Below are 18,784 nucleotides of genomic sequence, written 5' to 3'. Positions count from 1 at the left end.
AATAAAGCCGACGCAATGGCGTCGGCTTTTTTGTGGGTGCAACTTGAGCGTCAGCCCTTCATGACCTGTGCCAACAGTTCATAGGAGTGCACGCGATCGGCATGTTCGTACAGGTCACAGGTAAAAATCAGCTCATCTGCCTGAGTCTGCTCGATCAGCACTTCCAGCTTGGCGCGGATTTTCTGCGGGCTGCCGACCATGGCCAGGCCCAGGAAATCACCAACCGCTTCTTTCTCATGGGGTAACCACAGGCCGTCCATGGTCTTCACGGGTGGACGCTGAACCAGACTCTGGCCACGCATCAACGCGAGAATCCGCTGGTAGACCGAAGTGGCCAGGTAATCGGCCTGCTCATCAGTATCCGCTGCCACCAACGGCACGCCGAGCATCACGTAAGGCTTATCCAAAACCGCTGAAGGCTTGAAGTGGTTGCGGTAAACGCGAATCGCCTCGTGCATGAATCGCGGTGCGAAATGTGAGGCGAATGCGTAGGGCAAACCGCGCTCACCGGCCAGTTGAGCACTGAACAAGCTCGAACCCAGCAACCAGATCGGTACGTTGGTGCCGGTACCCGGCATGGCAATGATCCGCTGATCCGGTGTGCGCGGGCCGAGGTAGCGCATCAGTTCAGCTACGTCTTCCGGGAAATCGTCGGCACTGCCGGAACGCTCACGGCGCAAAGCGCGGGCGGTCATCTGATCGGAGCCAGGGGCGCGACCCAAGCCCAGGTCGATCCGGCCTGGATACAGGCTTTCAAGGGTGCCGAACTGCTCGGCGATCACCAACGGCGCGTGGTTGGGCAACATCACGCCACCCGAACCGACACGAATGGTCGAAGTGCCACCGGCCAAGTAGCCCAGCAGGACCGAGGTCGCCGAACTGGCAATCCCGTCCATGTTGTGGTGTTCGGCGACCCAAAAGCGGTTATAGCCGAATTTTTCGACGTGCTGCGCCAGGTCCAGGGAATTGTGCAGGGACTGGGCCGCACTGCCGTTCTCCCGCACGGGCACCAGGTCGAGGGTCGAAAACTTGATATCGGATAGTCGTTTCATAAACCTGCTTCTCCAATGGGTAAGCAGGTTTTTTCACGAACGAAAACCTGCCGAGTCTATAAGTGTGTTCTATGCAATGAGGGCATATACCCGAGTTTCAATAGGAGAGACAAAATTCCTACGCGATTAGAGGACCGATCAGATGAGGTGAACTTTGCCGGACGGTCTATCCTCAGAACCCTGGTAACCGAAAACCACGAAGGCGCGACGTTTCGCGCCGGATCTTGAGGAGGCAGACATGGCTATCACAAAGAAAGCATCGGCTCATTGGGAAGGTGATCTGAAAACCGGTATCGGCTCGATTTCCACGGAAACCGGCGTCCTCAGAGAAGCGCCCTACGGCTTCAAGGCCCGTTTCGAAGGGGGTAAAGGCACCAATCCGGAAGAGCTGATTGGCGCGGCTCACGCAGGCTGTTTCTCCATGGCATTTTCAATGATTCTCGGCGAGGCCAACCTTAAGGCCGACAGTATCGACACCAATGCCGAAGTTACCCTGGACCAGGTAGACGGTGGCTTCGCAATCACAGCGGTAAAACTGATTCTCAAGGCGAAAATCCCCGGAGCGACCCAAGCGCAATTCGAGGAACTGAGCAACAAAGCCAAAGAAGGCTGCCCGGTGTCCAAAGTGCTGAATGCGAAAATCAGCCTGGATGCGACGTTGGTCAGCTGATAACGGGTTGATACGCTAGCGGGCAAAAGATCGCAGCCTTCGCGGGCTCCCTTGCGCAGGTTGCGGTCTTTTTTTGCCCTGAAACATAACCTGACTGACAAAACTGTGGTCGAATAAATGACAGCAGCTTCAGCGCATCACCATGCGCGCTGCCTTTAAGGGAGCTTCAACCATGAAACGTTTTGCCTTGGCGGTTATCTGTTGCACGCTGGCCACATCGGCCCTCGCGGCACCGAAATCCTGTGAAGAACTCAAGGCCGAGATCGAAGCCAAGATCCAGGCCAACAACGTCTCGTCATACACCCTGGAAATCGTCACCAATGAAGAAGTGCACGATCAGAACATGGTGGTCGGCACGTGCGACGGCGGCACCAAAAAAATCATCTACCAAAAAAATGACCGTTGATTCGTCTCACATGACGCAGTTGGTCAGTCGATCTTCAGCCACGATCTCCCGCTTGGCGTTATAGAGCCGGGCGCTGGGGGTGAACGCTATAGAACGCGCTTCCAGCAGATAACGCTGGCCGGCCTCGAAATGGTCGTAGTTGATGGTCAGGTAGCACAGCCGCTCCAGCGGAGCATTCATTAAGCCCGGGCCACCACCAAACACTTCAAAATCGAAACGTACTCTCAGCTCATGGCTTCCAGGGGTGACCTGGAAATAACGTCCGTCGCTCAACCGCTGGTTGTCCAGCCGTTCGGCCATCAGCAGTTTCCCGCCGGGGCTGGGCGTAGCGAAGTCGACCCAGGCCATCTGCGGATCGACCGCCGGCAACGGACTCGTGCAACCGACAAAGGCGCCTGCAGCGAGCAACAGCAACAACCTGTGCATGATGAATTTCTCAAGGACCGATAATTCAGCATAGCGCCGATCAGGTACGTTGGCAGCCTGCCGGTGTGCCCTGTCCAATCACTTTGCGCTGTTGATCGTAGAGTTTTGCCCATGGCCGAAAGCCGATATTCCCTGCTTGCAGCTGATACCGCTGACCGGCGTTGAAGTCCTTGAATTTCACATTCAGCTGGCAGTCGCGCCACAGCGGCTCGGCGTCGGGGCCAATGTTGGTCGGCTGGACCGCAAACAAATAGCGAACCTTCAGCTCATGGCTACCGGGCTGCACCTCGAAGTAGCGCTTATCGATGGAAGCCTTGTCGTCGACTTCCACCGCTTGCAGCGCGGTGTCTTCCTGCCGTGAATCCAGATCGATCCACGCCTGCGAAGGATCAGGAGTGGGCAATCCGGCACAACCGGCCAGCATCAGCAGGCCTCCCGTCAGCATCAACTTGCGCATAGCGGAGCTCCAATAGGCGGGATAGTCTTGCGGGCAGACTTTCCAGGGATGATTCATTTTGATCAGGCCGCGTCCAAGCCTCGGGTTACTTGATCGCGTTTTACGCATTTTGTTTCCGGGTGTGTTTCTTTTGTTACTCAATGGCTGCGCCAGCATCAGCTATTACGGCCAATTGGCCAGTGGTCAGTTGAACTTGCTGCGGGCACGGGAGCCGGTTTCCAGTGTGATTGCCGATCCCGGCCGCGATCAGCAATTGCGCGCGCATCTGGCCCAATCACAAAAGGCCCGGGCATTCGCCAGCCAACATCTGCACCTGCCGGACAACCAGAGCTACCGCCTGTACGCCGACATCGGCCGACCGTTTGTAGTCTGGAACGTCTTTGCCACGCCGGAGTTTTCGCTGAAGCCACAGAACCATTGTTTCCCCATCGCTGGCTGCGTCGCCTATCGCGGGTATTACAACCAGAGCGCTGCCCGCGGTGAGGCCGCGTTGCAACGATTGCAAGGTATGGACGTGTCGATTGGCGGCGTCGAGGCCTATTCGACGCTCGGTTGGTTCAACGATCCGATTATTAGCTCGATGATGGCGTGGGGCGACGAACGGTTGGCCACGCTGATATTCCACGAACTCGCGCACCAACGTTTTTATGTGAAAGACGATACCGAGTTCAACGAGTCCTTCGCCACGTTCGTCGAACAGGAAGGCACTCGCCAATGGCGCGCATTCCGCGGCCTGCCGCCGGATAATGGAGCCTTGGAGCAGCAACGTGTTCAGTTCATTCAATTGGTTCTGGACACCCGCCAGAGGCTGGAGCGGCTTTACGCCCTGCCACTGCCTGCCGAGCAAATGCGTGAACGGAAAGCGGCAGAGTTCGAACAATTGCGCCGTGAATACCGGACGCTACGCGACAGCCAATGGGCCGGGAACAAACGCTACGACGCCTGGATCAACACCCCAATGAACAATGCCCGGCTGTTGCCGTTTGGTTTGTATGACCAATGGGTGCCAGCGTTTACCGCACTGTTCAGGCAGGTCGATGGTGATTGGGTGAGGTTTTATGCGGCAGTGGAGAAGGTGGGCGCGTTGCCGGTTGGGGAGCGCAAGGCGGCGTTGAGGGCGTTGGCAGGATCAGCGAATTCCGGTGGCTGAACGGGCCCCTTCGCGGGCTTGCCCGCGAAGGGATTTGATCAGCGCTGCAAAAACGCCTGATGCAACTCATCCAGCGTCTCGAAGTGATACGCCGGTGCTTCGGCGCTCAACTCTTCGCGGCTACCAAACCCATAACCCACCGCCGCCGCGTCCAGCCCATTGCTGCGAGCGCCGATCAGGTCGTGTTTGCGGTCGCCGATCATCAGGGTATTGGCCGGGTCCAGGCCTTCTTCGGCCATCAAATGCGCAATCAGCTCGACTTTGTTGGTCCGCGTGCCATCCAGCTCACTGCCGTAAATCACCTTGAAATGCCTGGCGAAGTCGAAGTGCCGGGCGATTTCCCGGGCGAAAACCCAGGGTTTGGAAGTCGCGATGTACAGCTGTCGTCCTTGCCCACCGAGGGTTTCCAGCAGCGGCGTGACGCCGTCGAACACGCGGTTTTCATACAGGCCGGTGACCTTGAAGCGCTCGCGATAGAAGTTCACCGCTTCCCAGGCCTTGGGCTCGTCGAAGTCGTAGAACTGCATGAACGCCTGCAATAACGGCGGGCCGATGAAGTGCTCAAGCCTGGTCAGGTCCGGCTCATCGATGCCCAATTTGCCCAGGGCGAACTGGATGGAGCGGGTGATGCCTTCGCGCGGGTCGGTCAACGTGCCATCGAGGTCGAACAGTACGGTTTGGTAATGCATGAAAATTCCTGGGCAATAGCGAGACGCTTACCGTATTCAAAGAAGGCTTAGAGCTGGTCGTAGCCTTCGGCCAGATGCAGATCCTTGAGCTTCACGTAGTTCGCCGCGCTGTAGGTGAAAAAGGCTTTTTCCTTGTCGGTCAGCGGCCGGATCTGTTTCACCGGGCTGCCGACATAGAGGAAACCGCTTTCCAGGCGCTTGCCCGGTGGCACCAGGCTACCGGCACCGATGATCACATCGTCCTCGACCACCGCACCGTCCATGACGATGCTGCCCATGCCGATCAGAATCCGGTTGCCCACGGCGCAACCATGCAGCATGACTTTATGCGCGATGGTCACATCGTCACCGATCAGTAATGGAAAGCCATCGGGGTTGAATGGCCCGGCGTGAGTAATGTGCAATACGCAGCCGTCCTGCACGCTGGTGCGCGCACCGATTCGGATGCGGTGCATGTCACCGCGGATCACCGTCAGTGGCCAGACGGAGCTGTCTTCGCCGATTTCGACGTCGCCGATCACCACCGCCGAGCCGTCGATAAAGGCGCCTTTACCCAGCAGTGGCGTGTGATTCTGATACTTGCGAAGGGTCACGATAGGGTTTCTCTCTGTTGCCGATAGCTGCGGTGAGCGTCGATTGTAATTAAGATGGGCGCATGTTTCTTCCCGCATGTTTTCCAGCCAAGGTGCCAACCGTGAGCGTGAACAACCCTCTTCTGCAGTCCTACGACCTGCCGCCGTTCTCGGCGATCCGTGCCGAACACGTGCAACCGGCCATTGAAAAGATCCTGGCTGACAACCGCGCCGCCATTGTCGAAATCCTCAAGACCCAGGGCAAACAACCGACCTGGGCCGGCCTGGTGCTGGCGATGGACGAACTCAACGATCGTCTGGGCGCCGCCTGGAGCCCGGTCAGCCACCTCAATGCCGTGTGCAACAGCGCTGAGTTGCGCGAGGCCTACGAGTCCTGCCTGCCGGCCCTGAGCGCCTACGCCACCGAACTGGGCCAGAACCGTGAACTTTTCCAGGCCTATGAAGCGCTGGCCAACAGTCCCGAGGCCGCCGGTTTCGACGTGGCGCAGAAAACCATCCTGGAGCACGCCCTGCGTGACTTCCGCCTGTCGGGTATCGACCTGCCCGAAGCCGAACAAAAACGTTACGCCGACGTGCAGAGCAAACTGTCGGAGCTGGGCAGTCGCTTCTCCAACCAGTTGCTCGACGCCACCCAGGCCTGGACCAAACACATCACCGACGAAGCCGCCCTCGCCGGTCTGACCGATTCGGCCAAGGCGCAAATGGCCGCCGCCGCGCAAGCCAAAGACCTGGACGGCTGGCTGATCACCCTGGAATTCCCGAGTTACTACGCGGTGATGACCTACGCCCAAGACCGCGCCCTGCGTGAAGAAGTCTACGCCGCCTACTGCACCCGCGCGTCGGACCAAGGCCCGAATGCCGGTCAGAATGACAACGGCCCGGTCATGGAAGAAATCCTCGACCTGCGTCAGGAACTGGCAAAACTGTTGGGCTTCGCCAGCTTCTCGGAGCTGAGCCTGGCTACCAAAATGGCCGAGTCCAACGATCAGGTGCTGAGTTTCCTGCGTGACCTGGCCAAACGCAGCAAGCCGTTCGCCATCCAGGATCTGGAGCAACTCAAGGCCTATGCCGCCGAACAGGGTTGCCCGGATCTGCAAAGCTGGGACAGCGGTTACTACGGGGAAAAACTGCGCGAACAGCGCTACAGCGTCGCCCAGGAAACCCTTCGCGCATACTTCCCGATCGACAAGGTTTTGGGTGGGCTGTTCGCTATCGTCCAACGCCTGTACGGCATCGAGATTGCCGAGCTGAAAGGCTTCGATACCTGGCACCCGGACGTTCGCCTGTTCGAAATCAAGGAAAACGGCCAGCACGTCGGCCGGTTCTTCTTCGACCTGTATGCCCGCGCCAACAAGCGCGGCGGTGCCTGGATGGACGGCGCCCGCGATCATCGCCGTACGATCAATGGCGTGCTGCAAAGCCCGGTGGCGAATCTGGTGTGCAACTTCACCCCGGCCGACAGTGGTAAGCCGGCCCTGCTGACCCACGACGAAGTGACCACCCTGTTCCACGAATTCGGTCATGGCCTGCATCACCTGCTGACCCGCGTCGAGCATGCTGGCGTGTCCGGCATCAATGGCGTGGCTTGGGATGCGGTCGAGCTGCCAAGTCAGTTCATGGAAAACTGGTGCTGGGAGCCGGAAGGCCTGGCGCTGATTTCCGGTCACTATGAAACCGGCGAACCGCTGCCTCAGGATCTGCTTGAGAAAATGCTCGCAGCGAAGAACTTCCAGTCCGGCCTGATGATGGTCCGTCAACTGGAGTTCTCGCTGTTCGACTTCGAATTGCATGCCACCCACGGTGACGGTCGCAGCGTGCTGCAAGTGCTCGAAGGCGTGCGCGACGAAGTCTCGGTCATGCGTCCGCCGGCCTACAACCGCTTCCCCAACAGCTTCGCTCACATCTTCGCCGGTGGTTACGCGGCGGGTTACTACAGCTATAAATGGGCTGAAGTATTGTCGGCCGATGCCTTCTCGAAATTCGAAGAAGACGGCGTGCTCAATGCCGAGACCGGTCGCGCGTTCCGTGAAGCAATCCTGGCGCGGGGTGGTTCCCAAGAGCCAATGGTGCTGTTCGTCGACTTCTGTGGCCGTGCGCCATCGATTGACGCACTCTTGCGCCACAGCGGCCTGAGTGAGGACGCGGCAGCATGAGTGAGGGACCTGTGATTACCAAAAAACGCTTTATCGCCGGGGCGGTCTGCCCGGCCTGCAGCGAGCCGGATAAGTTGATGATGTGGAACGAAGACACAGTTCCGCATCGTGAGTGCGTGGCCTGCGGTTATTCCGACACGCTGAATGAACAAGGTCTGTCGGTACCCAAGGAATTGGGCACGCGGGTCAATACCTCGGCACTCAAGGTACCGGACGCCAAGGTCCAGGCGGTGCAGTTTTTCCCGAACCCGAAGTTGAAGAAGAAGCCAGACGAGCAACACTGAGTGCTGGCAACCACCTTCCACTGCGCCCTGCAGTGGGAGGTATTACCTACTGGACATGGGCCGATTGGAACCAGTTCTTCATCGAGCAACTGGCAAATGGGCTCGTGCTGCAATCACCATTGGCCAGCGCCGTACGAAGTTTGTCGACATCGGCCTGCATCATGTAACGCACACCGTCCTTGAAATGGGTGCTGTCACCAAAGCCGCCCTGAGTCATTTCGTTCAGGGCATCTTCTTTGCTCCAGCCTTGTACTACCACCCGGTACATCGCGGCCATCAGGCCGGTACGATCCGAGCCGTGTTTACAGTGCATAAGCACAGGGCCTTTGGCCTCGGCGGTCTGAATTGTGCGAAGGGCTTTGAGTACATCACTGTCATCCACGTGATTGGTGCGATAGGGCAGCTGTATTTGGGTGATACCTGGCGTGGACAACCAGGTTGAATCCGCCTCTGGCAGGAAGTTGATAACGGTGCCGACCTTGAGTTTTTCCAATAGCGCTACCGCTCCGCGATCGGGCAATGCGCTGCGGTACAGCGTCGGAGACATTTGAAAGAGGTTGTATTTCGCCTCCACCGGTTGAGCCCATTCTGCAGAACGGGGTAAAGCAGTATCGTCAGCATAGGCAAGCGTCAGGTTGAAAAGTGAGGCCAGCGACAAGAGAAGTGTCGCGGGTAAAAGGCACAGTGGAGACATGCTCAGGTGACCGTGAGGTGGTGAATAAATGACCGACAGTCTGAGCGTTGGACAATCAAAGGTCTGTGAGGACGCTGTCAAAGAATTGTGAATCAAACATTTGGATGGAGTTAATAGAAGCCTATAAAGCCAAGCCTGCATGCAGGCTTGGCCGCAACTATCAACTTCAGGGATTTACGATACTGGAATAAGCCTTGGCCAGGGCCAGCAGTTTAGCCTTGTCGTCACCATCGATGTCGCCATCACCGTCTACATCGCTGTTAATGGTCTTGATCGTGAAGGACTGGCCACCATCGCTGGAAACCGCTGTCACATAGACGGAATCAACTAGTGCTTCTGTCTGTACTTCATTTACCGCATCCCATCCCAACTCTTTACGGGCAAGCTGCATCGATACTTGTGCTTCGCGAGGATTGGTTATGCTTGGAGCCAATAGTTGTAAAAAAATACCGCGCTGGTTAAAAAATGACATGATTAAATCCTTTTAATTATTAATCCACGACAACTTCGTGTGGCGCGGATAGTACTGTCAGTTTTTATAATCGCGCCACTGGGCATCTGTTTCTGGTGATGACTGCTCGGGACGCACTTGATCCAGTAATTACTTCATTAATTTATTACTGTTGTCTCGTATATAAAGCTGCCGAACGGCACTGGTTTGTTGCTCGACCCTCAGATACTGTATACACATACAGCTATTGGACCTTTTCGATGAACACGCCTCTGCCACCCCGCGGTCGCGGCACCGCCACCAACCCGCACAACCGTTTCGCGCCTAACCGCTCGGTGGCCGAGGATGACGGCTGGTATCAGGAAGCGCCGATAACCCAAGGCACCGAGGTGCGCATCGAGACCGCGAAAACCATCATCACCCGCAACAATTCGCCGGATTTACCCTTCGACCGCTCGATCAATCCTTATCGCGGTTGCGAACACGGCTGCATCTATTGCTACGCACGGCCCAGCCACGCCTATTGGGACCTGTCACCGGGGCTGGATTTCGAAACCAAACTGATCGCCAAGACCAACGCCGCCGACGTGCTGGAAGAACAACTGTCCAAGCGCGGCTATCAATGCGCGCCGATCAACCTGGGCTCCAACACTGACCCTTATCAGCCGATCGAACGTGAACACAGAATCACCCGCAAGACTCTCGAAGTGCTGCTGCGTTACCGCCATCCGGTGACCATCATCACCAAGGGCTCGCTGATTCTTCGCGATCTGGACCTGCTGGCCGAACTCGCCGAGCAAAGGCTGGTAGCGGTGATGATCAGCCTCACCACGCTGGATGACGAACTCAAACGAACCCTCGAACCTCGCGCCGCAGCACCCAAGGCACGGCTGCGAGCGATCCGGGTAATGCGCGAAGCCGGCATTCCGGTGGGCGTTTTGTGTTCACCGATGATTCCAATGATCAACGACAGCGAACTCGAAAGCCTGTTGACCGAAGCCCATGCGGCCGGCGCGCAAAGTGCGGCCTACATGATGTTGCGCCTGCCGCTGGAAGTGGCGCCGCTGTTCGAAGAGTGGCTGGCCGCCCACTACCCTCAGCGTGCAGCTCATGTGTTGAGCCTGATCCGCCAAAGCCGTGGAGGCGAGCTCTACGACAGCCGGTTCGGTGCCCGAATGCGCGGTGAAGGGCCGTTTGCCGACCTGTTGGCGCAACGCTTTACCAAAGCCATCAAGCGCCTGGGGCTTAATAGTCAGGAAGGTTTCAATCTGAATTGCGAAGCCTTTTGTCCGCCGGGTCGCCAAATGTCATTGATTTAAAGACAATTGGCCCTATGGTTGAGCTGAGAAAACGATACACCGCGTTGAGGCTGGTCACGTTTTTTGCGACCTGGAACACTCGTTCTAGAGCGGTTTATTCAGTTTGAGTTAAGTTTCAACAGCTACCTTGTTCATCGAGTGACTGACGGGTCTTGCTTTTCGACCTGGATGTTTTTTAAACAGCCACTGGCTTCACATCGGACAAAACGGGAAAACTCCCTGACTCCGCCAAAGAGGATGAATCATGAGTGACAAGGATAAACAGCCGTTGGCTGTGTCGGCTTCAGCCCAACCCGAGGCGGAAACCGCCGATGCAGCGCTGCAGCATATCGTTGACGGCTTTTTGCACTTTCATCACGAGATCTTTCCGCAGCAGGAAGAACTCTTCAAAAAACTCGCCACGGCCCAGCGGCCTCGGGCGATGTTCATCGCGTGCGCCGATTCACGCATCGTTCCCGAACTGATTACCCAAAGCGCCCCCGGCGACTTGTTCGTGACCCGTAATGTCGGCAACGTCGTGCCGCCTTATGGGCAAATGAACGGCGGTGTTTCCACGGCCATCGAATATGCAGTGCTGGCGCTCGGCGTGCAGCACATCATTATCTGCGGGCACTCTGACTGTGGCGCCATGCGTGCAGTGCTCAACCCGCAAAGCCTGGAAAAGATGCCGACGGTAAAGGCCTGGCTGCGTCATGCGGAAGTGGCGAAAACCATGGTTCAGGACAACTGCCATTGCACTGACGAGAACGAGAGCATGCATATCCTCACCGAGGAGAATGTGATCGCTCAGTTACAGCATTTGCGCACGCACCCGTCGGTGGCCTCGCGCATAGCCAACGGTCAGCTGTTCATCCATGGTTGGGTCTACAGCATCGAAACCAGCGAAATCAAAGCTTACGACGCGGATCAGGGTTGTTTCCTGCCGCTTGATGGCAGCCATCCGATTCCGGTGGCGACGCCCAAAGCGCGCTTCTAAATCCTCTTTGTGTCCTGTCTCGCAGTAGTTGCGAGACAGGACACCAGATCCCTGTGTGGTTTGGCCGAGGCTGCTGATCAGGCAGCCTGGCTTTGCCACGCCTGAAGAAAACTTCGGGAGAGTCACCATGCGTGCTGCTCAATTAAAAGCTGTTCTGCCACGGGAGCTGCTGGCTTCGGTGGTTGTATTTCTGGTCGCCCTGCCCTTGTGCATGGGTATCGCCATCGCCTCGGGGCTGCCACCGTCCAAAGGTCTGATCACCGGCATCATCGGTGGTCTGGTGGTTGGCTGGCTTGCCGGATCGCCGCTGCAAGTCAGCGGCCCGGCGGCGGGTCTGGCGGTATTGGTGTTCGAACTGGTGCGCCAGCATGGTATCGCCATGCTCGGGCCGATCCTGCTGCTGGCGGGTTTTCTGCAGTTGGTGGCCGGGCGTTTGAAGCTGGGTTGCTGGTTTCGGGTTACGGCGCCGGCAGTGGTGTACGGCATGCTCGCCGGGATTGGGGTGCTGATCGTGCTGTCACAGGTGCATGTGATGCTCGATGCCGTGCCCAAGCCTTCGGGGCTGGATAATCTGGCGGCTTTCCCCGCAGCAGTGATTCAGGCTTTGCCTTCGTTTGGCTGGCAAGCAGGTTTGCTCGGGTTGTCGACCATTGCCGTGATGTGGCTGTGGGAAAAACTGCGCCCGCACTCCCTGCGTTTCGTTCCTGGAGCATTACTGGGGGTCGGCCTGGCAACGGTCGCTAGCCTGGTGCTCGCATTGCAGGTCAAACGCGTGGAAGTCCCGGCCAACCTGGCAGAAGCCATCGACTGGCTGCGCCCGGCGGATCTGCTCAATCTCGCAGACCCGGCTCTGCTGATCGCCGCTTTCGCCGTGGCCTTTATCGCCAGCGCCGAAACCCTGCTCTCGGCCGCCGCTGTGGATCGCATGCACAGCGGCCAGCGCTCGGACTTCGACCGCGAATTGTCAGCGCAAGGTGTGGGCAATATGTTGTGCGGTCTGCTCGGCGCGCTGCCGATGACCGGGGTGATCGTGCGCAGTTCGGCCAACGTCCAGGCCGGCGCCACCACCCGACTGTCGACAGTGTTTCATGGCCTGTGGTTGCTGGCTTTCGTGCTGCTGCTATCGAGCGTGCTGCAAAGCATTCCGGTGGCGAGTCTGGCGGGAGTTCTGGTTTACACCGGTTTCAAACTGGTGGACCTCAAGGCCTTTCGCGGCCTGGGCCGATATGGCCGGATGCCGATGTTCACCTATGCGGCGACCGCACTGGCAATCATCTTCACCGACCTGCTGACCGGCGTGCTGATTGGCTTCGGCCTGACGCTGGCCAAACTGGCCTGGAAGGCTTCGCGCCTGAAAATCAGCCTGATCGATCTGCCGGCGGACGGTGAGATGGAGCTGCGACTGGTGGGGGCGGCGACCTTCCTCAAGGTACCGGCGCTGACCCAAGTGCTGGGGAGCATTCCTGCAGGTGCAACGGTGCATGTGCCGCTCAATAACCTGAGCTACATCGATCACTCGTGCCTGGAGTTGCTTGAGGAGTGGGGCCGGGCCAATGCGGCCAAGGGTTCGAAGTTGTTAATCGAAGCACGGGGGCTGAAGCGCAGGCTTGAAGGACGGTTACGTACCACAACCGGAGTAGGCTCAGCCGCTTAAAAACAATGTGGGAACAGGCTTGCTCACGAATGCGGTCAATCATTCAACATTAATGTCGACTGATCCGCCGCTTTCGCGAGCAAGCCCGTTCCCACAGGTGTTCAATTGCTACCGTTGAATCAAGCCGCTGGCTGATCCAGCTCAAGGCCCACGCCCAATTGGCGCGACAGGCACGGCCAGCGCTTCCACGCGGCGCCGGTGTCCGGGCTGCTGAGTTTCTCGCGGTAGGCCTCTACCGATTCCAGCGCGAAACTTTCATCGTTAAGCATCTCATCCACAGCGTGATGCACCGCTTCATCCAGTTGATTGGCAAATTCTTCGCCGATCAGATGGTGGGCAATCAGGTTGGCAACAGTCATGTCCAAGGGGATCAGTGGCTGGCCAAAATGCTTGATGTACAGGTCGTTGACCTCTTCGACCAAGCGATGCGCCAGATAAGCTTCATCCAGCAGGCCGTCCAGGCCGATATGACCGGCCATGATCGCCGGCGGCTGGAGAAAGAACTGCTCGGCGATTTTCAATACCGGCTTGATCTGCGATTCAATGCCCGCTTCCCTGGCGACTTCATTGGCTGCATCCAGCAGGTCCGGCACTTGTTCTATATACGCGGCCACAAAACGCGTCATTACGCCATTGGCATCGACATCCGGCAATTGGATGGCGGAGTGAAGGTGCGGCAATTGAGTTTCCAACTGACGAGTCAACAGGCCGGTCTCGGCCTCATGTTGTTGGGCTTTTTGGATCTGCTCGCGCAATGCGGCGGTGTTCATGAAAACTCCAGGAAACAAAGGCAGTGAAATAGGGGAAGACATAACGTAGCTGGCTTATGAAAAAGCCTAAGACGTATTTGTCATAATTATTTCATCCTTGAGACGTCTACGTTATATCGATTTGCCACCACTCGTCTGCATCCTTCTCCATTCGTGACCTGGAACGCAAGTCCAACCTGTTTCAGTCGATTTACGCCATCACATTGCGAGGTGGCAGTCGCTGTCTATACTCGGTTCTGAATGGAGTTAGCTGATGACGCCCGACTGCATATGCAGCAAGGCTCGGCGATTCAAGTTCGTAGTCTGAAAAAGCCGCTCCCTTGCCGCAGGTGAAAGCCGGCGGGATAAAAAGAACTATAAGGGGAACCCGCAATGATGCGACATCCACAAGTCTGGATGGGCCTCCTGTTGTGGTCGATTTTCAGTCAGGCGCAAGCGGCCTGGACTGTGAATATGGCGCCTGGAGCGACTGAAATCAGTCACGCAGTATTCGATCTGCACATGACCATTTTCTGGATCTGTGTCGTGATCGGCATCATCGTCTTCGGCGCCATGTTCTGGTCGATGATGGTCCACCGCCGCTCTACCGGGCAGGTGGCCGCAAAATTTCATGAAAGCACCACCGTCGAAATTCTCTGGACCATCGTGCCCCTGCTTATTCTGGTGGCCATGGCGGTCCCCGCAACCGCCACCCTGATCCAGATGTACGACAACACTGAGCCGGATATCGATATCCAGGTCACCGGTTATCAGTGGAAGTGGCACTACAAATACCTGGGTCAGGACGTCGAATTTTTCAGCAACCTGACCACCCCCGCCGATCAGATCCACAACAAGGAAACCAAAGGCGAGCATTACCTCTTGGAGGTCGACAAGCCGCTGGTGCTGCCGATCGGTGCCAAGGTGCGCTTTCTGGTGACCTCTGCCGACGTCATCCACTCCTGGTGGGTGCCGGCCTTCGCGGTCAAGCGCGATGCGATTCCGGGCTTCGTCAATGAATCCTGGACCCGTGTCGAAAAGCCCGGCATCTACCGTGGCCAGTGCGCCGAGCTATGCGGAAAGGATCACGGCTTCATGCCGATCGTGGTCGAGGTCAAGGAAAAGGCCGATTACGAAACCTGGCTGGGCGAGCGCAAAGCCGAAGCAGCTCAACTCAAAGAGCTGACCAGCAAGGAATGGACCCTCGATGAGCTCAAGGAGCGCGGCGACAAGGTCTATCACACCACCTGCGTGGCCTGTCACCAGGCCGAAGGCCAGGGCTTGCCGCCGATGTTCCCGGCACTCAAGGGCTCGAAAATCGCCACCGGCCCGATCAAGGATCACCTGAACATCGTCTTCCACGGCAAGCCCGGCACCTCCATGGCGGCGTTCGGCAAACAGCTGTCGGAAGTCGATATCGCAGCGGTCGTGACCTACGAACGTAACGCCTGGGGCAACAACAAAGGCGACATGGTCACCCCTAAAGAAGTGCTGGAGCTGAAACAGGCGGAAAGCAAATGACCCGGTTAATTGCGCACGTAAGGAACCGCTCGGGGCATGACGCCCCGGCCCGCCCAGCCCATCCGTTTGCAGGAGACAGGCCATGACAGTTGTAGTCGATGACCATGTTCATACCGGCACCGCCCACGCCCACGGCCCCGCCAAAGGCCTGATGCGCTGGGTGCTGACCACCAACCACAAGGATATCGGCACGCTGTACCTGTGGTTTGCGTTCTCCATGTTCCTGCTGGGCGGCTCGTTCGCTATGGTGATTCGTGCCGAGCTGTTCCAGCCGGGACTGCAAATCGTCCAGCCCGAATTCTTCAACCAGATGACCACCATGCACGGCCTGGTGATGGTGTTCGGTGCGGTGATGCCGGCCTTCGTCGGCCTCGCCAACTGGATGATCCCATTGATGATCGGCGCGCCGGACATGGCCCTGCCGCGGATGAACAACTTCAGTTTCTGGCTGTTGCCGGCAGCGTTCCTGCTGCTGGTATCGACCCTGTTCACCCCCGGCGGCGGGCCGAACTTCGGCTGGACCTTCTATGCACCGTTGTCGACGACCTACGCGCCGGAAAGCGTGACGTTCTTCATCTTCGCCATCCACTTGATGGGGATCAGTTCGATCATGGGGGCGATCAACGTGATCGCGACCATCCTCAACCTGCGCGCCCCCGGCATGACGTTGATGAAAATGCCACTGTTCGTCTGGACCTGGCTGATCACCGCGTTCCTGCTGATCGCGGTGATGCCGGTATTGGCCGGCTGCGTGACCATGATGCTGATGGACATCCACTTCGGCACCAGTTTCTTCAGTGCCGCCGGTGGCGGTGACCCGGTGTTGTTCCAGCATGTGTTCTGGTTCTTCGGTCACCCCGAGGTGTACATCATGATCCTGCCGGCCTTCGGTGCCGTCAGCTCGATCATCCCGGCGTTTTCGCGCAAGCCGCTATTTGGCTACACCTCGATGGTCTATGCCACGGCGAGTATTGCGTTCCTGTCGTTCATCGTCTGGGCGCACCACATGTTCGTGGTCGGCATTCCGCTGGTGGGCGAGTTGTTCTTCATGTACGCCACGTTGCTGATCGCGGTGCCCACCGGGGTCAAGGTGTTCAACTGGGCCAGCACCATGTGGCAAGGCTCGCTGACCTTCGAGACGCCGATGCTGTTCGCCGTGGCGTTCGTCATTCTGTTCTCCATTGGCGGGTTCTCCGGGTTGATGCTGGCCATCGCCCCGGCGGACTTCCAGTACCAGGACACCTACTTCGTGGTCGCGCACTTTCACTATGTGCTGGTGCCGGGAGCGATCTTCGGAATCTTCGCCTCGGCCTACTACTGGATGCCGAAATGGACTGGCCACATGTACGACGAAACCCTCGGCAAGCTGCATTTCTGGCTCTCGTTCATCGGCATGAACCTGGCGTTCTTCCCGATGCACTTCGTGGGCCTGGCGGGCATGCCGCGGCGGATTCCGGACTACAACCTGCAATTCGCCGACTTCAACATGGTGTCGTCGATCGGTGCTTTCATGTTTGGGGCCACGCAGATCTTCTTCCTGTTCATCGTGATCAAGACCATTCGCGGCGGCGAGCCGGCACCGGCCAAACCGTGGGATGGCGCCGAAGGCCTGGAATGGAGTATTCCATCGCCCGCGCCGTATCACACCTTCACCACGCCGCCGGAAGTGAAATGAAACGCCTCGGTCCTGTGGGATCCGGCTTGCCTGCGATAGGGCCAGCGCGGTGTGTCAGACATACCGCTATCGCGGGCAAGCCCGCTCCCACAGGATCGTGGGTGGAGGTTGGAAATCATGGCTGATTCGATTTCGACGAAGAAACTGGTCACCCGCCTGTTGCTGGTGGTGGTGGCGATGTTTGTTTTCGGCTTTGCCCTGGTGCCGATCTACGACGTGATGTGCCAGGCGTTCGGCATCAATGGCAAAACCTCCGGGCAGTATGAAGGCGAGCAAACGGTCGACGTCTCGCGGCAGGTTCGCGTGCAGTTTCTGTCGACCAACGCGGCCGACATGACCTGGGATTTCTATCCCAAGAGTGATGAGCTGACCGCTCACCCGGGGGCGGTGAACGAGATGATTTTTATCGCCCACAACCCGACTGATCGCCCGATGAGCGCGCAGGCGGTACCAAGTATCGCGCCCAGCAACGCAGCCGCGTACTTCCACAAGACCGAATGTTTCTGCTTTACCCAGCAAGTGCTGCAGCCCGGTCAGCGAATCGAGATGCCGGTACGGTTCATTGTTGACCGCGACATGCCCAAGGAAGTGAAGCACCTGACGCTGTCCTACACGCTGTTCGATATCACCGCACGTCATCCGCCCGTGGCTGTTGCAACAAGCACCGGCGGCTAGGCGTTAAAGCGTGCCCGATAAGGAGAACAATAAATGGCAACTCACGAACATTATTACGTTCCAGCCCAGAGCAAATGGCCGATTATCGCCACGGTCGGCATGTTCGTCACGGTGTTCGGCCTGGGCACCTGGTTCAACGACCTGAAGGCTGCGCGTCCGGAATCCCACGGCCCATTGATCTTTTTCGTCGGCAGCCTGCTGCTGGCCTACATGCTGTTCGGCTGGTTCGGTACGGTGATCAAGGAAAGTCGCGCGGGGTTGTACAGCGCACAGATGGACCGCTCGTTCCGCTGGGGCATGAGCTGGTTCATTTTCTCGGAGGTGATGTTCTTCATCGCCTTTTTCGGTGCGCTGTTCTATGTGCGCAACATCACGGGCCCGGCACTGGGCGGTGAAGGCACCAAAGGCCTCGCTCATATGCTGTGGCCAACGTTTGAATTCACCTGGCCGCTGCTGAACAACCCGGACCCGAAACTCTTTCCTCCCCCCAAGGAAGTCATCAGCCCCTGGGGCCTGCCGCTGCTCAATACCGTGCTGCTGGTGAGTTCCAGCGTCACCGTGACCATTGCTCACCACGCCTTGAAAAAAGGCCATCGCGGCGCACTGAAAATCTGGCTGGCGCTGACCGTGTTGCTCGGTTGCGCGTTCCTCGGTTTCCAGGCCGAAGAGTACATCCACGCTTACCACGAACTGGGCCTGACTCTGGGTTCCGGCATCTACGGCGCAACGTTCTTCATGCTCACCGGTTTCCACGGCGCCCACGTGACCATGGGCACCATCATTCTGTTCGTGATGCTGATGCGGGTCATGCGCGGGCACTTCGATGCCGACCATCAATTCGGCTTCGAGGCGGCGAGCTGGTACTGGCACTTCGTGGACGTGGTGTGGATCGGGTTGTTCGTTTTTGTCTACGTGCTCTGAGCCTTGGTTCGCATGACTACCAAGGCACGTGAGACACCAACTGGCCGCTGAAAAACCCCCAGGCGATCAAGCCGACAGTGGTGGCAGCCAGCGCAACACGAACACTCAAGGCGATGACCAGGCGATTCGAGTGGCTGTCGTCCTTGACCAGAAAAAACAGGCCGCTGAACAGGCTGACAACCGTGGCAATCAGCATCAGGACGATGGCTGCTTTGAGCATGGTGACACTCCGGGGGACAGGCGATGCATTTGAGTATAGCTATCGCGAT

21 protein-coding genes are annotated in these 18,784 nt (G+C 57.9%); 12 read left to right on the top strand and 9 right to left on the bottom strand.

Annotated elements, in window-relative coordinates; genetic code table 11:
* Nucleotides 1-50 precede the first annotated feature (50 nt).
* Nucleotides 51-1,052, bottom strand: a complete 1,002-nt coding sequence (locus PSH97_RS00485) for an LLM class flavin-dependent oxidoreductase (RefSeq protein ID WP_305447674.1) — start codon at nt 1,050-1,052, stop codon at nt 51-53.
* Between the two features lie 238 nt (nt 1,053-1,290).
* Between PSH97_RS00485 and PSH97_RS00480 the strand changes: the two genes are divergently transcribed.
* The gene (locus PSH97_RS00480) at nt 1,291-1,722 is read left to right on the top strand and encodes an OsmC family protein (protein WP_038980307.1); all 432 of its coding nucleotides are present in this window, start codon (nt 1,291-1,293) and stop codon (nt 1,720-1,722) included.
* 172 nt (nt 1,723-1,894) lie between these two features.
* Complete coding sequence (locus PSH97_RS00475) at nt 1,895-2,128, top strand: DUF1161 domain-containing protein (RefSeq protein WP_305447673.1); 234 nt, start codon at nt 1,895-1,897, stop codon at nt 2,126-2,128.
* 6 nt (nt 2,129-2,134) lie between these two features.
* Here PSH97_RS00475 and PSH97_RS00470 read toward each other — a convergent pair whose 3' ends face one another.
* Both PSH97_RS00470 and PSH97_RS00465 read right to left on the bottom strand, forming a co-directional pair.
* Nucleotides 2,135-2,554 (bottom strand): PA0061/PA0062 family lipoprotein, encoded by a 420-nt coding sequence (locus PSH97_RS00470; RefSeq protein ID WP_305447672.1) that lies wholly within the window; start codon nt 2,552-2,554, stop codon nt 2,135-2,137.
* A gap of 40 nt (nt 2,555-2,594) precedes the next feature.
* On the bottom strand, nt 2,595-3,011 hold the full coding sequence (locus tag PSH97_RS00465) for a PA0061/PA0062 family lipoprotein (protein ID WP_305447671.1): 417 nt from the start codon (nt 3,009-3,011) through the stop codon (nt 2,595-2,597).
* A 58-nt stretch (nt 3,012-3,069) separates the two neighbouring features.
* Between PSH97_RS00465 and PSH97_RS00460 the strand changes: the two genes are divergently transcribed.
* Nucleotides 3,070-4,161, top strand: coding sequence for an aminopeptidase (locus PSH97_RS00460; RefSeq protein WP_305447670.1), 1,092 nt, complete (start codon nt 3,070-3,072; stop codon nt 4,159-4,161).
* Nucleotides 4,162-4,199: 38 nt separating this feature from the next.
* Here PSH97_RS00460 and PSH97_RS00455 read toward each other — a convergent pair whose 3' ends face one another.
* Together PSH97_RS00455 and PSH97_RS00450 are read right to left on the bottom strand one after the other, a co-directional pair.
* Nucleotides 4,200-4,850, bottom strand: a complete 651-nt coding sequence (locus tag PSH97_RS00455) for an HAD family hydrolase (RefSeq protein WP_305447669.1) — start codon at nt 4,848-4,850, stop codon at nt 4,200-4,202.
* Between the two features lie 47 nt (nt 4,851-4,897).
* Nucleotides 4,898-5,443, bottom strand: a complete 546-nt coding sequence (locus PSH97_RS00450) for a gamma carbonic anhydrase family protein (RefSeq protein WP_305447668.1) — start codon at nt 5,441-5,443, stop codon at nt 4,898-4,900.
* 101 nt (nt 5,444-5,544) lie between these two features.
* On the opposite strand from PSH97_RS00450, the gene prlC reads away from it, so the two are divergent.
* Nucleotides 5,545-7,596 carry an oligopeptidase A gene (gene prlC / locus PSH97_RS00445; protein WP_305447667.1) on the top strand — a complete coding sequence of 684 codons (2,052 nt, stop codon included), beginning with the start codon at nt 5,545-5,547 and terminating at the stop codon, nt 7,594-7,596.
* Complete coding sequence (locus tag PSH97_RS00440) at nt 7,593-7,880, top strand: YheV family putative zinc ribbon protein (protein ID WP_018927249.1); 288 nt, start codon at nt 7,593-7,595, stop codon at nt 7,878-7,880. Before prlC ends, PSH97_RS00440 begins: the two co-directional genes overlap by 4 nt.
* A gap of 46 nt (nt 7,881-7,926) precedes the next feature.
* Here the strand turns inward: PSH97_RS00440 and PSH97_RS00435 are convergent, their stop codons facing one another.
* Complete coding sequence (locus PSH97_RS00435) at nt 7,927-8,574, bottom strand: dual specificity protein phosphatase family protein (RefSeq protein WP_305447666.1); 648 nt, start codon at nt 8,572-8,574, stop codon at nt 7,927-7,929.
* Between the two features lie 166 nt (nt 8,575-8,740).
* Entirely contained in the window at nt 8,741-9,046 is a 306-nt protein-coding gene (locus PSH97_RS00430; protein ID WP_019651194.1) for a hypothetical protein, read from the bottom strand.
* Between the two features lie 239 nt (nt 9,047-9,285).
* Here PSH97_RS00430 and PSH97_RS00425 point away from each other — a divergent pair, with 239 nt between their 5' ends.
* The 3 genes from PSH97_RS00425 to PSH97_RS00415 all read left to right on the top strand — a co-directional run bounded on the left by PSH97_RS00425 (nt 9,286) and on the right by PSH97_RS00415 (nt 12,974).
* Nucleotides 9,286-10,344, top strand: a complete 1,059-nt coding sequence (locus PSH97_RS00425; protein WP_305447665.1) for a PA0069 family radical SAM protein — start codon at nt 9,286-9,288, stop codon at nt 10,342-10,344.
* Nucleotides 10,345-10,588: 244 nt separating this feature from the next.
* On the top strand, nt 10,589-11,320 hold the full coding sequence (locus PSH97_RS00420) for a carbonic anhydrase (RefSeq protein WP_052963582.1): 732 nt from the start codon (nt 10,589-10,591) through the stop codon (nt 11,318-11,320).
* Between the two features lie 127 nt (nt 11,321-11,447).
* The gene (locus tag PSH97_RS00415; protein WP_305447664.1) at nt 11,448-12,974 is read left to right on the top strand and encodes a SulP family inorganic anion transporter; all 1,527 of its coding nucleotides are present in this window, start codon (nt 11,448-11,450) and stop codon (nt 12,972-12,974) included.
* Nucleotides 12,975-13,093: 119 nt separating this feature from the next.
* Here PSH97_RS00415 and PSH97_RS00410 read toward each other — a convergent pair whose 3' ends face one another.
* Nucleotides 13,094-13,744, bottom strand: coding sequence for a hypothetical protein (locus tag PSH97_RS00410; RefSeq protein ID WP_305447663.1), 651 nt, complete (start codon nt 13,742-13,744; stop codon nt 13,094-13,096).
* 372 nt (nt 13,745-14,116) lie between these two features.
* Here PSH97_RS00410 and coxB point away from each other — a divergent pair, with 372 nt between their 5' ends.
* From coxB to PSH97_RS00390, 4 genes are all read left to right on the top strand, one after another.
* Nucleotides 14,117-15,244: a cytochrome c oxidase subunit II gene (gene coxB, locus PSH97_RS00405; RefSeq protein ID WP_305447662.1), complete on the top strand. Its 1,128-nt coding sequence runs from the start codon at nt 14,117-14,119 to the stop codon at nt 15,242-15,244.
* A gap of 82 nt (nt 15,245-15,326) precedes the next feature.
* Nucleotides 15,327-16,919 carry a cytochrome c oxidase subunit I gene (ctaD, locus tag PSH97_RS00400; RefSeq protein ID WP_030129647.1) on the top strand — a complete coding sequence of 531 codons (1,593 nt, stop codon included), beginning with the start codon at nt 15,327-15,329 and terminating at the stop codon, nt 16,917-16,919.
* A 117-nt stretch (nt 16,920-17,036) separates the two neighbouring features.
* Complete coding sequence (locus tag PSH97_RS00395) at nt 17,037-17,594, top strand: cytochrome c oxidase assembly protein (protein ID WP_305447661.1); 558 nt, start codon at nt 17,037-17,039, stop codon at nt 17,592-17,594.
* A gap of 33 nt (nt 17,595-17,627) precedes the next feature.
* Nucleotides 17,628-18,515, top strand: a complete 888-nt coding sequence (locus PSH97_RS00390; protein WP_305447660.1) for a cytochrome c oxidase subunit 3 — start codon at nt 17,628-17,630, stop codon at nt 18,513-18,515.
* A 16-nt stretch (nt 18,516-18,531) separates the two neighbouring features.
* Here PSH97_RS00390 and PSH97_RS00385 read toward each other — a convergent pair whose 3' ends face one another.
* On the bottom strand, nt 18,532-18,735 hold the full coding sequence (locus PSH97_RS00385; protein WP_030129650.1) for a twin transmembrane helix small protein: 204 nt from the start codon (nt 18,733-18,735) through the stop codon (nt 18,532-18,534).
* Nucleotides 18,736-18,784: the final 49 nt, after the last annotated feature.

Source organism: Pseudomonas cucumis, assembly GCF_030687935.1.
Taxonomy (GTDB): Bacteria; Pseudomonadota; Gammaproteobacteria; order Pseudomonadales; family Pseudomonadaceae; genus Aquipseudomonas; species Aquipseudomonas cucumis.
The sequence above is the reverse complement of the archived record's forward strand: the minus strand, read 5'-3'. Positions and strand labels throughout refer to the sequence as shown.